At 59.6% G+C, this 14,827-nt stretch carries 10 protein-coding genes; 9 read left to right on the top strand and 1 reads right to left on the bottom strand.

From position 1 onward, the window contains the following. The first annotated feature begins 17 nt into the window (after positions 1–17). Genes WCO56_06285 through WCO56_06260 form a run of 6 tightly spaced genes read left to right on the top strand, consistent with a single transcriptional unit; the run spans position 18 to position 8,552 of the window. Complete coding sequence (locus tag WCO56_06285; GenBank protein MEI7729158.1) at positions 18–1,943, top strand: sulfatase-like hydrolase/transferase; 1,926 nt, start codon at positions 18–20, stop codon at positions 1,941–1,943. Beyond that, entirely contained in the window at positions 1,940–2,812 is an 873-nt protein-coding gene (locus WCO56_06280; protein MEI7729157.1) for a hypothetical protein, read from the top strand. The genes WCO56_06285 and WCO56_06280 overlap by 4 nt, the downstream gene beginning before the upstream one ends. A 19-nt stretch (positions 2,813–2,831) precedes the next feature. Beyond that, complete coding sequence (locus WCO56_06275) at positions 2,832–4,205, top strand: BNR-4 repeat-containing protein (protein MEI7729156.1); 1,374 nt, start codon at positions 2,832–2,834, stop codon at positions 4,203–4,205. 6 nt (positions 4,206–4,211) lie between these two features. After that, the gene (locus WCO56_06270) at positions 4,212–4,559 is read left to right on the top strand and encodes a hypothetical protein (GenBank protein ID MEI7729155.1); all 348 of its coding nucleotides are present in this window, start codon (positions 4,212–4,214) and stop codon (positions 4,557–4,559) included. Further along, positions 4,546–6,531, top strand: coding sequence for a hypothetical protein (locus WCO56_06265; GenBank protein MEI7729154.1), 1,986 nt, complete (start codon positions 4,546–4,548; stop codon positions 6,529–6,531). Before WCO56_06270 ends, WCO56_06265 begins: the two co-directional genes overlap by 14 nt. A gap of 41 nt (positions 6,532–6,572) precedes the next feature. After that, on the top strand, positions 6,573–8,552 hold the full coding sequence (locus tag WCO56_06260; protein MEI7729153.1) for a sialate O-acetylesterase: 1,980 nt from the start codon (positions 6,573–6,575) through the stop codon (positions 8,550–8,552). A 781-nt stretch (positions 8,553–9,333) separates the two neighbouring features. On the opposite strand, the gene WCO56_06255 is transcribed toward WCO56_06260, so the two are convergent. Next, a complete protein-coding gene (locus tag WCO56_06255) occupies positions 9,334–10,104 on the bottom strand; it encodes an AraC family transcriptional regulator (protein MEI7729152.1) in 771 nt (256 codons plus the stop codon). An 88-nt stretch (positions 10,105–10,192) separates the two neighbouring features. Here WCO56_06255 and WCO56_06250 point away from each other — a divergent pair, with 88 nt between their 5' ends. From WCO56_06250 to WCO56_06240, 3 genes are read left to right on the top strand one after another with little or no spacing between them, the layout of a single operon-like run. After that, positions 10,193–11,782 (top strand): L-serine ammonia-lyase, iron-sulfur-dependent, subunit alpha, encoded by a 1,590-nt coding sequence (locus WCO56_06250; protein MEI7729151.1) that lies wholly within the window; start codon positions 10,193–10,195, stop codon positions 11,780–11,782. 2 nt (positions 11,783–11,784) lie between these two features. Further along, on the top strand, positions 11,785–13,251 hold the full coding sequence (locus tag WCO56_06245) for a peptide MFS transporter (GenBank protein ID MEI7729150.1): 1,467 nt from the start codon (positions 11,785–11,787) through the stop codon (positions 13,249–13,251). Between the two features lie 39 nt (positions 13,252–13,290). After that, on the top strand, positions 13,291–14,787 hold the full coding sequence (locus WCO56_06240) for an aldehyde dehydrogenase (protein MEI7729149.1): 1,497 nt from the start codon (positions 13,291–13,293) through the stop codon (positions 14,785–14,787). The last annotated feature ends 40 nt before the right edge of the window (positions 14,788–14,827 follow it).

Below are 14,827 nucleotides of genomic sequence, written 5' to 3'. Positions count from 1 at the left end.
ATCAGACAAAACAAACCATGAAACACATCCTCATCCTCGCCACCCTGCTGCTGGCACCGCTGGCCGCGCTGCCAGCCGCCGATTCAGCCAAGCCGGCAGCCAAGCCCAACATCGTTTACATGCTGGCCGATGACCTCGGCTGGAGCGACATCAGTGCGCATCCCGGCGGCAACATCCCAACGCCGCAAATTGACAAGCTTTTCAAACAGGGCGTCGAACTGCCCAACTTCATGGCTTGGTGTGTTTGCTCTCCGACACGTGCGATGTTGCTCACTGGCCGGCACCCGTTCCGCGTTGGCACCGGACCGGAAGTGGGCGGTGAACTTGCGAAAGAGGAAACCACCATCGCCGAGGGTTTCAAGGCGAACGGCTACCGAACCGGCATCTTTGGCAAATGGCACAACGGCGAAGACCCCGACACGCCCGAATATCGTCGGGCGTTTGAGGACGCTTGGAAGTCCATGCCGAACAAGAAACTCAAAGGCGGTCTCGGTGTCAACGCCCACGGCTTTGACGAAGCCTGGGTCTATTATGGCGGCGGCGCGGATTATTTCACGCGGCGCACCGTGCAAGGACGCGGCCCGGTGAGTTGGTGGCATAATTTGGAATACCGGCCCCAAGACGTCGGCTACACCGAGGACCTGATCACGGGGCACGTCTTGGAATTCATTCGCGAGAACAAGGCCCGCCCGTTCTTCTGCTACGTCCCGTTTCATATTGTCCACGCACCACTGCAAGCGAAAGACTCGGACTTGGCAGGCGTGGATGCGAAAGTGACGGACGAAACCAAACGAACCTATGCTGCAATGGTACAGGCGATGGACAAAAATCTCGCGAGCATTCTCGCCGAACTCGACAAGCTCGGCCTGCGTGACAACACCATCGTCGTCTTCACCAGCGACAATGGCGCGACCAAGGATGGCAGCAACCTTCCGTTCCGCGGCGGCAAGCACAGCGTCTTTGAGGGCGGGACACACCTGCCAACGGTTATCCACTGGCCGAACGGCAAGCTCGCCGGACGGAAGTGGGACGGCCTCTGCGGTGCGCTCGACATGTTTCCCACGTTGATGGCCATGGCGGGTTTGGAAATGCCCGCGACGCGTCCACTCGACGGCAAAAACATCTGGCCGGCGTTACGCGATAACACCACCAGCCCGGTGGCGAGCTATTACTGGGCGTGGCACAACGAAGACGCGATCCGCACCGCCGACTGGCGGTTACATCGGTTCTTCGATCATACCGACTTGTACGACATCCGCGCTGACATCGCAGAAACAAAGAACGTCGCCGACGCGCATCCCGACGTGGTGAAGTCGCTTACCGCCCAGATGAACGCGTGGGTCGAATCCCTCGGCGCGGCGCTCACGCATCAGCCCGTTCCCGCGAAGTTCGACGCGAAACCCGCGCCCGAGGGCGAGGTGCTAGAAATCAGTGTTACCGTTACGGGAAAGGCCAAACCGAAAGATACCCTCGTTGTTCCTTTCGCCGGGTTCGAGGGCCATCAATTCGCCACGGATTACGTGGAATATGACATCGCCATTGCCGCCGACAGCTTGCGGCAAGGATATTATTACTCGCCGTTCAAGGGTAACGACAACAAGTCCATCTCGCTCAATTTCAAGCGCGGTGAGGGGTTCGACCAATTTGGCCGTGAGCAGGCGGCCGGTCCTGAACCCAGAGGCGGTCCCGGCATATGGGAACATCGCGTCATCGGCCTTTGCAGCAGCGCACCGGGAATACTTCCGCGCCACGGCCTCGTCTTCAAAGGCGGCAAGCCCGGCACCTTCAAAGTCTATCTCGACAATCTGCGGATTCGTCACGCCGACGGCACCACCACGCCGATCTGGACAACCGGCAAGGACACTCGCTACCGTCCCATCGCCGACTCCGAGTTCTTTACCGGCATTCGCGTCCGTAGCGTGCCGACAGACCAAGTTAAATGAAAACAACAAACGCCTTCACCCTGCTCCTCACCACCAGCCTGCTCGCCGCCGAGCCGCTCTACACGCAAGAGGGCACCGACCCGTCCTTCGCGGCCGTTCAGGAGAGCAGTGGCGGCAAACCCGGCGAGAGATTCAACAAGGGCGGCGCCCTCGGCTCCAGCATCCATGTGAACCACGAGCTGCTGGAAAAACAGGCTGGCAAGGCCGGTCCCATTCCCAAGGACATTGGCCTCCACACCGAGTTCAGCGGCGGCATCCACCGCAAGGACTTCGGCCAATGGACGCGCTGGTATCAGGAAGACGGCAATGTTCAGGTGTTCCGCCTGTTCAAAGGCGAACAAAACATCCGCGGCGGCGACGCCGAGAAGGGTTCGCCGGGACGCGTCGAAATCTTCACGCACAACCTCACCGCCGCTCCCGACACTTGGCGCGAATGGGAAGGAACTTACACGATCATGAAGCCGGTCGGTGCGTGCATCTTCCAATTGTTTCACGAGGGCAAAGACGCTGCGGGCAATGCTTTCCTTTGGCCCTTCCACATTGATATGACCGCTGCAGGCGAGCTCCATTTCCTCCGCCGCCGGCCTGTGCCCGGCCTGGAGCGGGAAATCAGCATGGCTCAAAACCTGACGGGCAAATCCCTCAGCGTCAAAGTCCGGGCGAACGGAGCGGATTATGAGGTATATCAGAAAGCGCCGCTCGATGCCGGTCCCTGGAAGCTGGTGACCCAAGGGACCGGTCCCAAGGCCAAAGACAACAAGATCAGCTTCCGCTGGGGGATGTATTGTGGCTCGAAAAAAGGCCAAACCGTCCCCAATGATGCCATGATTTTTGTCACCGGGGTCACGATCCGGACAGGTGTCAAATGACGGCCGCCATGAAATGCACATGAACCCCCAATTCATCTCCGCCATGACAAGACTGCCATCACCAAAACTCACCCTGTTCCTGACCCTGGTCTGCCTTCTGGGCCTCGCGTCCCTCCGTGCCGAAAACAAGCCCGACGGCCAGAACGAGACGAGATACGAAACCAAAGTCCTCTGGGATTTTAGCGGTTGCATCGAAGACCGCTTTATGGTGCGCGTCACCACGCATGTTTATAACGGGCACGTTTACCTATGGGTCCTTTTGCCGGGGTATAAGACGATGATCGTCAAAGTGCCGCTCCAAGGCGGCGAGGCGCAGATGTTTCCGCTCATGCCCGGCCACGTCACGGGGGATGATCCGCACCGCTTCTACACCATCGCCACCGATGCGCTGGGCTACATCCATGTCGTGGGCGACATGCACTCATCGGCGTATGTGAAACATTGGGTTTCCAAAAATCCGGAGGACATCTCCGAATTCATTTACACCTCGAAAATGGGCACCAATAAGCGGCCCCAGGGATTTAACGTCACCTACCCGCACCTTTTCCGCAGTCCGGACGGCGTGCTTTACCATTCCATTCGCTGCGCGGAACCGGTCTGGGGAATCGGCATCAGCGTGCTGGATGCCAAAACTCAGACCTGGTCCATGCTCGGGGACGAGGTGCCCGCTGCCCAAATATCGAGCAATAAACGAGCTAGGCAGGCTCCCGGCAAACCCATGACCGCCTGGGAGGACAATGGCGAAGGCGGCAACTTCTCCTATACGCAACCGCATGCAGTCATCCGCTGGGACAAAAACAAACGCCTGCACCTGGCCTTTGGCCTCCTTAACGAGAACACACCCTCAGCCAAAGGCAGGCACACCGGCAGCGACGTGCTTTACGCCTATTCCGACGATGACGGCAAAACCTTCCACCGCGGCGATGGATCGCTGATTCAATTGCCCATGCGCGCCGAGCCCGGCCCGCACCAGGCCGACGTCGTTTACTCCAGGCACGACGGGCGGCCACCTTGGGTGGGACTCTTGCCAGGGCTGAGCATTGACGCGAAAAATCACCCGGTCGTCAAAGCCTTCGATCACAAGACTGGCGCTCATACTCTGGTTTTGGAAAACGGAAAATGGACTGAGCAGGCAAAGAGCCTCGGTTCCCCAGTCGGTAATCAGACCGCGAAGGTAAAAGACGAAGACGAAGAAGACGATTCCGAAAAGGTGGATGTATCAAAGCTCCATTTGCCCTACCAGCCGCATCATCCGAATCCGGACTATTTTCGCGAGACGGGAAACCTCGTCTATACCGTTTTCCCGGAGAAGGATCGCGCCCATGGCGACAAACCTAAACACCATAAAATCCTGCTCGTGCTCAGCACGCCGGTAAAGGCAAAGGCTGAGTGACTCTCCATGAAAATCATAGCAACTACCCTATTCTCAGCGTTCCTCACTGTCAGCTTGCCGTCCGCCGAGCCGCTCTACACGCAAGGGGGCACCGACCCGTCCTTCGCTGCCGTTCAGGAGAGCAGTGGCGGCAAGGCCGGCCCCATTCCCAAGGACATCGGTCTCCACACCGAGTTCAGCGGCGGCATCAGCCACAAGGATTTCGGCCCATGGACCCGCTGGTATCAGAAGCAGTCAACCAACATTGGCTGGTCGGGCAGAAGGCCCGCTTGTTTGACGAGCAGTTCCAGCCGCGCCCAACCTACCAGGCAGTTCTCAAGGCCCTTTATGATACACAAAAATGAAATTAGTTAAGAAACAGCTCATCGGACTATTCGCAGGGGGCTTATGCCTTGGTGTTTTGCACGTTATGGCGCAGGAAAACCCTGGGGGGAAATATCCCTGGGACTTGGGATATGCGGACCTCGATCAGCTCGTTGCAGCAACCCACAAGGCTTCGCTCAAGCTGCGTGAAGAGATCCTGCGCAAAACCATCGCCAAGGACTCGGCCTGGCCCCCGGGCATCTGGGGTGACAATCTCTGGACCCTCTCGGCCCTCTACCTGAATGAGAAGGTGGACGTGGCCAATGCGCGGCTGGTCAAACAGGCGAACGATTATATCGACCTGATCCGGAAACATGGGAACCAACCCATCGCCACCCCGGAGCAGCCTGGAAATGCGCCCTGGACCTTCTTTTCCGTCACCGACTACGTGCGGACCCTCTGCCTCTTCCACGCGAAAAGCCTGCATTTTCCCGGACGGTTGAAGCCGGAAACGGAAGCCGCCATGAAGGAGGCGCTTTGGCTCTGGGTCAGCGGAGAAAGCCGGATCACCGACACTGGGCTGGATAACCTGTTCCTGCTGCTCGGCACGGAGAACCACGACCTGAACCGGCGGCCGAACTACTACCTGGTCACCGTCCTGCTGAAGGAAGACCCGGCTTACTGCGACCGGAAGCTGGCGGATGGGCACACGGTTGCGGAACATGCCGATGCCCACGCGGCATTTCTCCGTGAATGGCCGCGCCGACGCGCCCAGAGCGGGCTTTGGGTCGAAGTCGGCTCGAACACTTACCAGAAGTATTCCTGGCCGGCCCTTTTCAATCTGCACGAACTCGCCCCCGATCCCGTTATCCGCAGGCGATTCGGCTTGTTGCTCGATCTGGCCTTTGTCGAAGAGGAACAGATTTCGGTGCGCGGACGTCGCGGAGGGGGAAGAAGCCGGGCTGAATACGCCCCTAATGCGTTCGAATCTTACAAGAACCTGCTCTACGCCTCGGAAGGCCAGTCAGCGGGATCGAGTCATTCCCGCGTGATCGAGACCAGTCGCTACCAACTGCCTCCCGAGGCGATTCTCCTGCGCAAGCGGGCCTATCCGGCAACAGCGCCTTTCGTCATCCGCAATCGTGTCCTCGGGGAACTTGAAACGGCCAAATCTGGAGAAGAGGTGGGCCAACGACTCGCCGCCGACTCGGCTTTGGTCAACTACGCTTACCGCACACCGCATTATCTGCTGGGCAGTACCCTTCAGAATCCGGCCCTCACCATGCCCGATCCGAAAACCGGCACTCCGTCTCTGAAGTATTCCGGCATCTCCAGGCAGAAACGTGCGTGCGGGATGTTCTTCGACGACCCTTCAAGCAACGATGTTTGCGCCGTGTATCCGGAGATCGGGCATGGGGGCGGTGGACGTCCCCAACACTCCTTCTGGAGCGTGCAGCACGAAAACGTCCTTATTCTTCAGCGCATCGCGCCGCTGGGCCGCAGTACCCTCGGATCCTACAACACGGATGCGGTCGGCATCGGCTTCGAGGGCAAGGCGCTGAAGAAGGTGGAGGAGGCTGGCTGGATTTTCGCCAGCAACGGGAAGGCTTTCGTCGGGGTGAAGTTTCTTGATGGCGGATACCAGTGGGTTAGGAAGCAGGCGCTGGCCACACCTGCGAACTTCAACAAGCCCACCGACAGGTCACGTCTTCTCCTCCACGCCGGCGACCTTGTGAGCCACGAATCATTCGACAAATTCAAGGCCACTGTGCTCGCCAACCGCCTGAACGTCACTCCGGACAAGGTGGATTACCAGTTCGGCCCGGTGGCCAACCACCTCGAAGTCACGCTCTACGATGCCAAAGCCCCCGACCACTTCTCCTTGCCCCGCATCAACGGCAAGCCGGTGGATCTGCGCCCGGCAAAGACCTATCAAAGCCCCTATCTCAACGGGGACTTTGGGAGCGACAAGATTTCGGTGAGCGTCGGCCCCCTGCATCGGCAGTTGGATTTTTCAAAATGAACCATTGGAACAGACAAACACCAGCAAACCCTAAAACTACAATGAAATTCACCATCTTTCTGAGCGCCCTGCTAGCGTCGCTGCTGGCCGGGCTGGCTACGGTCGCCGCAGAAAAAACGCCCATGCCGAAGGAGGATGTGGTCAGCGTCCCCGCCATCGGGCAGGGCCTGTGCGTCGCCAATGTTTTTCAGTCCAACATGGTTCTCCAGCGCAATAAATCGCTGAACGTCTGGGGCTGGGCTGAACCGGGCGAAGCGGTCGTCGTGACGTTCGCCGGCCAGGAGGTCCAGGCCCGGGCGGCGGCGGATCGGGCCTGGCAGGTGACGCTCAAGCCGAGTCCCGCGAACCGAGTCCCGCAGACCATGACGGTCAAGGGAAAGAGCACAACGCTGACGCTGGAGAACATCCTGGTCGGCGACGTCTGGATACTGGGCGGCCAAAGTAACATGGAATTTCCCATCAGCAACGTTGACGACGGGGAGTTGGAAATCGTCTCGGCCAACTTTCCGAAGATCCGGCTCCTGACCATGCCGGTGGGCAAGGGCTTTACATCGGTCCACAGCTTCGAACGCCTCCACGAATGGAGCGATTGGTCCAAGCGGCACTTTCGCAAGGGCGACTGGGACATCTGTTCGCCGGAAACCGTCACGGAGTTCTCGGCGATCGGGTACATCTTCGGGCGTCGGGTCCACATGGCCAGTGGCGTGCCGATCGGGCTGATTGATGCCTCGATTGGCGGGACCACCGTTGAGACGTGGACGCCCGCGGACGTGCTGCGGAAAATCGACGGCAAGGAAACGCGGGAAATGCTCAAGGAATGGGAGGAGAAGATCGCCGCGTTTGATCCGCAGGCCGACCTCAAGGCGCGAAGAGAAGGGTACGAGAACCGCATGAAGAACCTGCGGGCCAAGGGCCAATCCATTCCGGCCGAAAGCCAGCCGCCGAGCGACCTACGGCCAGGCCCTGCCGCCGACAATAACCGCCCGGGCTGTCGTTACGCCAGCGTGATCCAACCGCTCCGCGGCTTAGCCGTGGCTGGCGCCCTTTTCCATCAGGGGTTCAACAACTGCTTCAACGGCTCCGCCGGCGCGCGGATGTACTGCCAGGTGTTCGGCAAGATGATCGCCGCATGGCGGGAGACGTTTGGCGATCCGCAGATGCCGTTCTGCATCCTCTCGCTGTGCACGGCCGGTGAGCCGCAGACGCGGGACAACTTCCTCGCTCCGATGTTTGACGCGGGTGCGTATATCCGCGAGGCGCAATACTGGACATTCCGCGACCTGCGTGCTGCCGGTGATAAGAATATTGGGTTCGCCAGCAGTTTCGATCTGCGCAAGTCCTGGTATCACCCGCAGATCAAGATCCCCGTCGGCGAACGGGCCGCCAAGTGGGCGCTGGTGGCACGCTACGAACTCCTCAAAGGCCGGGACGCCGAAGCCTGGTGGCTGCCACCCACCATCGACAAGGTCGAGATGGTCGGCAGCACGATGCGCCTGACGATGAGCACCGACGTCAAGACCCACGACGACAGCGACGGCCGGCTGCTCGGCTTCGCCATTGCCGGCAAGGATCGGCGGTTCTATCCCGCCGACGTCAACTGGTTTGCCGACGGCACCAAAGGTAATCGCGAGAAGCCTAATTTAGACCACCGCATGCTCGTCCTCAGCAACCAGTTTGTCCCTGAGCCCATTCACTACCGGTATGCATGGGCGAGAAACCCGATGGGAAACATTGTCAACAGCCGCGGGGTGCCCTTGGCCGCGCAGCGCAGCGACGATTGGATCCTTGAGGAGACACCCGTGAAGATTGCCACTCCGGCGGACATGCCGGCCGACACGGCAAGACGGTATATCGCCAATCAGATTCGCAAGGAACTCGAACAGGCCGACCTCGAGCGCCGCTTCAAGGAAGCGGAAACGACCATTACTGAGCTGAGGCCCGCCCTCGAAAAGGCGCATGCCAGCGGGAAAACGAAGAGCGCAGCCGATGCCGGCAAAGGCCAGGCCGAGGCTGAACGATGAGCGCAATGCGCCCCAGAGAAAAACCTTCAGGATTCTAATGCTCGCAGGCACTGGAGGTGATGTGCTGGCAACTGCCGCGCCTAACTACACCAGTTGAACTCACCGCGTCCGGTAAATATCAATTAACCGTTTGGATGGTCAATACGCGTGTCGTGAACGATAAACTCGTCCTTTACTTCCAGGCGCCGAAGGTTTCGTATTTGGGACCACCTGAGTGTATCGCCGCTGATAATGGGCGGGCTTGCACAAAAGCATAAATTGAAGCTGCGCGGTGGGAGCGATCTACGCCTTGATTGGCGCAGCCAATGGCCAAAGCCATGATTGATTTGAAAGAAATCCAGAAAATGAAAACACTCGATAAAGCAGCAGAAAGAAACAGCGTGATGAACAGACCGTACGCTCGTGGATTTCAATTCAGGAGAAGCAGTGGGGGGGCAAACCAGCCGGCTGGGATGAATTGCGGCGGCAGCGCTTGGGGTGGCCGCCGGCGCCTGGGCGGCGGAGGGTGCCTCCAACCCGGTTCAGAAGGGGGAAATGGCCGGCTAGCTCCACGTCCCCAACGAGAAAGTTCCCGAAACCTACAATGCTGGGTACTCCATGTATGTCGCCGCCTGGCCGTTGTTGGACCAATATCCGGGGCAACGTTTTCAAACCGGTTTGTTCGGCACGTGGATGTTCGCCCGGAATGAACCTTCTCCGGCGATCAAACTCTATTCCGACGTCGAGGGTGGCCTGGGCTGGTGGCGGGACACAGAGTATGCCACGGAGACGCCGAAGTTCATCATGGGCGCTGACTGGCGGGCACCCCATGCCGGAATTCGCTGGGGGTCACCCCCATGGCGGCACGGAAGGCGCGGGTAAAAGCGCTGTGGTCATAGAAACCACACTCATGGGCGATGTCGGCCACAGGACAGTCAGATTCGCGCAGGAGACGCGAGGCCACCGCAAGGCGCGTCTGGGTGATGAACTGGCTGGGGGTGAGATCGAAGAAGCGGCGGATGAGACGGGCCAATTTGGCGGGAGTGATCTTGGCGCGTCTGGCCAAGGCTGCGGGTGAAACGGGTTCGGCAAGGTTTGTTTCGAAATAATCGAGCGCAGCGGTAAGTCCCGGTGGAATGTCGCGCAGGTTAACCGGCGCGCGCACATCGCGCGAGATGCCAATAAGGCCAATGATGTTTCCCGCCGGATCCCGAAGGGGCAGCTTGGTGGTGAGACACCAAACCGGTTTTTGAGGCACGTACCATTGTTGTTCGAGATGATCGAGCAGCGGCCGGCCGGAGCGCAACACTTCCGCGTCCTGCTCGGAGGGAATCCGTCCGAAATCTCCGGCACAAAACTCGCAAGGGCGTCGTCCGATGGCTTGGGCCTTGTGACGCAGGCCATGGCGTTTGATGAGCGATTCATTCACCGCCACATAACGACCGGCAGCATCCTTGACGAAGAAAGCAAGGTCGGGCGCATGGTCGAAAAGTTCGGCCAACAACCGGGCATCCACCGACACCAAACTGGTATGCGGATGGGCAGCGAAAGCAGTGATTGTGCTCAATTTCACGCTAAAGCGTAAATTTACGCCAAGACATGCCTGGGAACAATGGTAAAGTGGGCGCAAGATTATCGCGGTAATTCGAAAAAGGCACAGTATGTTAGTAAGTATTTTTAACGACGTGATCGGTCCAGTGATGCGGGGCAACTCCAGCTCACACTGCGCGGCCGCGCTGCGCATCGGGCGGCTGGCGCGCGACCTGATGGGCGTTGAGTTCAACGAGGTGCTGATTCAATTTGACCGCAACGGCTCGCTGCCAACGACTCACGAGTCGCAAGGTTCGGACATGGGGCTGTTCGGCGGGCTGCTGGGCTGGGACGCGGCCGATGAACGATTGCCTAACTCACCACAGGCGTTGCGCGACCTTGGGGTGCAGGTCCGGATTGAGACGGTGGACGCCGGGGATCCGCATCCAAACACCTACCGACTGACATTGCGCAACGGGCATGAACAGCACTTCGTTCGCGCCATCTCCACGGGAGGCGGCATGATCGAGGTACTCAACGTGGACGGCTTCAAGGTTTCCATGTTTGGCGATTGTTTTGAAACGCTGCTGTGGGTGCGCGGCGAGGGTCACAAACTGGCGCGGGAATTGGCGGCGTTAGTGCCCGCAGATGCCATCCTGGTACATGAAACCGAAGGCGAACAGATGGTGGAGGTGAAGGCGGGTGCGTTCGTCAGCGAGCAGACGATGAGCAGGCTGAACGGGGCTTACGTCATCCGCAAAATCAAACGTTTTTCCCCGGTGCTGCCGGTGCTTTCGCGCAAAACCACGAGCGTGCCCTTCACGACCTGCGAAGAAATGCTGCGCCATGACCAGGGGCGAAACACGCCGCTGTGGAAGCTGGCGGTGGAATATGAAATGGCGCGGGGCAATCTGACCGAGGCGGAGGTCATCGCCCAAATGGTGGACATCGTCCGCATCCTGCGCCGGTCCATTGCCCAAGGGATAGTAGGAACGCAGTACGAAGACCGTGTTCTGGGTCATCAAAGCGGCAAGTTTAGTGACCTGATGAAAGCGGGCCGCCTGCTGGATGGTGGCGCGCTCAATCGCATCATTCTTTATGTCACGGCGCTGATGGAAGTAAAGAGTTCCATGGGCGTGATCGTGGCGGCACCGACAGCGGGAGCGTGCGCCGCGCTGCCCGGAGCGGTGATTGCCATGGCGGAGCAAATGGGCTTGAAGGAAGAGGCGATGGCGATGGCGATGCTCGCGAGCGGACTCATCGGGGTGTTCATCGCCACGCGCTGGACGTTTGCGGCGGAAGTGGGTGGCTGCCAGGCGGAAGGCGGTTCGGCGGCGTGCATGGCGGCGGCGGCGCTGGTGACGCTAGCCAACGGAACCATGGCACAATCGGTGGCTGCCTCCTCGATGGCGTTTCAAAGCATGTTGGGACTGATTTGCGACCCGATTGCCAACCGCGTCGAGGCTCCATGCCTGGGCAAAAATGTCATGGCAGCGAGCAATGCGCTAGCCTGCGCGAACATGGCATTGGCGGGCTATGATCCCGTCATCCCGTTGGATGAAGTTATCCAGACCGCCGAGCGGGTGGGTAGGCAGATGCCACGAGAGCTGCGCTGTACCGCGCTGGGCGGGCTATCCATCACGCCGACATCGCTGGCCATTGAGCAGCGGCTAGCGGCAAAGAAAGCGGCTGCCTGCGGCAGCGGGTGTGCCTGCCATTGACGATGAATGCCAATTTATCCAACGCCGCCCCGTCTCCCAGGCATCCGCCCGGGCTCTACACGCTCTTCTTCACGGAGATGTGGGAGCGGTGCAGCTACTATGGGATGCGCGGGCTGCTGGTGCTTTTCATGAAGGCGACGCTGGAGAAGGGCGGTCTGGAGTTCTCCATCCCGATGGCCGGCGCGATTTACGGACTTTACACGGCGGCGGTTTACCTTGCGGCCATGCCCGGTGGCTGGGTGGCGGACCGCTTGATCGGCGCCCAGCGGGCCATCCTCTGCGGCGGCGCGCTGATCGCCTGCGGGCAGTTCACCCTGGCGATTTCCCGAAAGGACACGTTTTTTCTGGGTCTGCTGCTGGTGGTGATAGGCACAGGGCTGCTCAAGCCGAACATCAGCGCTATCGTTGGCAAACTTTATCCCGAAGGCGGTGCGCGGCGGGACGCGGGCTTCACGATTTTCTACATGGGCATCAATCTTGGTTCGTTCGTGGGCCCGCTGGTGTGCGGGCCGCTGGGCGAGAAGATTAACTGGCATCTTGGGTTCGCGGCGGCGGGCTTGGGCATGGTCGGCGGTTTGGTGCAGTTCGCGCTGATGCGGAAACATCTGCACGGTGCAGGTGCGGGGCCTGAAGTTGCTTCCGTGTCCATGAACGACTGGCGTTTGTTAACCGGTGCGTTGGCAGCCTTGGGGCTCGCGGTCGTGCTGATTTGGAGTGGGGTCATCCCCGTCAACCCGTTACAAGTGGCCAACGCCGCCAAGTGGGTCATCGTGGCGCTGGCCGTCTTCACCTTCCTCCGACTTTTCTTCTTCAGCGATCTGACGGGCTTGGAGAAGCAGCGGATTGGGGTGGTGGCGGGGCTGTTCGTGGCGGCGGTGACGTTTTTTGCGGGGCTGGAGCAAGCGGGGTCATCGCTCAATCTTTTTGCGGATCAATACACGAACCGGATGCTGGGGTCGTATGAAATGCCTGCCAGTTGGTTTCAATCCATAAATCCGCTCTGTGTCGTCCTGCTTGGCCCGGTGGCGGCGGGCGTGTGGATCGCGCTGTCGAAACGGGGCCGGGATTTGTCGCTGGGCATGAAGTTCGCAGCGGGCCTGCTGCTGCTGGCGGTAGGTTATGTCGTCATCGCCGTGGGTGCGCAACGGGCGGTGGCCGGACCGGTCTCACCGGTGTGGCTGTTACTCATGTATCTCCTGCACACGATGGGGGAACTGTGCGTCAGTCCCGTCGGGTTGAGTTCGATCACGAAGCTTGCGCCGGCGCGGATTGTCGGGCAGATCATGGGACTGTGGTTCATGGCCACGGCGCTGGGCAATCTAACAGCGGGATTGATTGCCGGAAACAGCACCAGCCCCGGCCAGATGGCATCCCAATTCTGGTGGGTTGCGCTGGCCGCTGCGGTCGTCGGCATTTTGCTCATGTTCCTGGCTAAACCGATGCGCCGTTGGATGGCAGGCATCAAGTAATTGCTTGAAAATTAACCGAAACAAAAAATAAAAAGGTTTATGAAACTCGAATACTCAGCCGTTAAAAGCGCGGCGCGCAAACTCAAGTTCCGCACGCAAGCATTCATGGACGGCAAGTTTGTCAGCGCCCAAAGTGGAAAGACTTTTACCACCGAAAACCCCGCCACAGGCAAACCACTGGCGCAGATTGCCGCGTGTGACGTCCCAGACGTGGACCGCGCCGTAAAGGCCGCGCGCCGCGTCTTTGAAGCTGGCACATGGTCGCGGATGAAACCGTCCGAGCGGAAGAAGGTGCTGCTGAACTATGCCGATCGGCTGGAGGCCAAAGCCAGCGAACTCGCACTCCTCGATACGCTCGAAGCCGGCAAACCCATTGGCGATTGCGCCACGATGGACATTCCCGACACCATCCTGTGCCTCCGCTGGCACGCCGAGGCGATTGACAAGCTTTACAACCACGTTTCGCCGACCGGGCCAGAGCATCTGGCGTTGATCCTGCGCGAACCCGTGGGAGTGGTGGGATGCGTCATTCCATGGAATTTCCCGGCCCAGATGGCAGCGTGGAAGATTGGCCCGGCGCTGGCCGCCGGGAACAGCGTGGTGCTCAAGCCCGCCGAATTGACTTCCCTGAGCGCGATTCGCATGGCGGAACTGGCCGCCGAGGCGGGCGTGCCGGCGGGCGTATTTAACGTCGTGCCCGGCCTGGGCGAGACTGCCGGGCAAGCGATCGGACGTCATCCGGACGTGGACATGGTCGCCTTCACCGGCTCGACTGAAGTGGGCAGGTATTTTCTCAAATATGCCGCCGAGTCGAATCTCAAGCGCATCATCCTCGAGTGCGGAGGCAAAAGCCCGCAGGTCGTGTTTGCGGACGCGCCGGATTTAGACGTCGTGGCGAACAACGCGGTGGGTGCGGCCTTTTGGAACATGGGTGAGAATTGCAGTTGCGGGTCACGGCTGATCGTTCACCAGAGTATCAAGGACGAGCTAGTGGAGAAAATCGCCAAGCTGGCGAAGACCTGGAAAGTGGGTGATCCGCTTGATCCTCGAAACCGACTCGGCGCCATGATCGAAAAGTCGCATCTGGACAAGGTCCTGAGCTACATTGAATCCGGCAAGGCGGAAGGCGCCAAGCTGGTCCTGGGCGGCAAGCGCATTCTGGAAAAAAGCGGCGGCTACTTTGTGGAGGCGACCATCTTTGACGGAGTCAGCAACCGGATGAAGATTGCGCGCGAAGAAATATTTGGCCCGGTGTTGTCGGTAACCGCTTTCTCGACCGAAGAAGAAGCCGTCGCGATCGCCAATGACACAATCTACGGGCTGGCCGCTTCGATCTACACGCGCGACCTCAACCGGGCCCATCGCGTGGCCCGCGCCATTCGTGCCGGCACGGTGTCGGTAAATTGTTTCTCCGAGGGGGATATCACCACCCCGTTCGGTGGATTTAAGCAATCGGGGTTCGCCGGACGCGACAAATCCATTTGGGCGCACGAACAATATACCGAGTTAAAAACGATATGGATGCAACTGGCGTGATCCGATGGTTGGCGGAAATCAACTGAATCGCCAACCAAGG

It is taken from the genome of Verrucomicrobiota bacterium, assembly GCA_037139415.1.
Classification (GTDB): domain Bacteria; phylum Verrucomicrobiota; class Verrucomicrobiia; order Limisphaerales; family Fontisphaeraceae; genus JBAXGN01.
The sequence above is the reverse complement of the archived record's forward strand: the minus strand, read 5'-3'. Positions and strand labels throughout refer to the sequence as shown.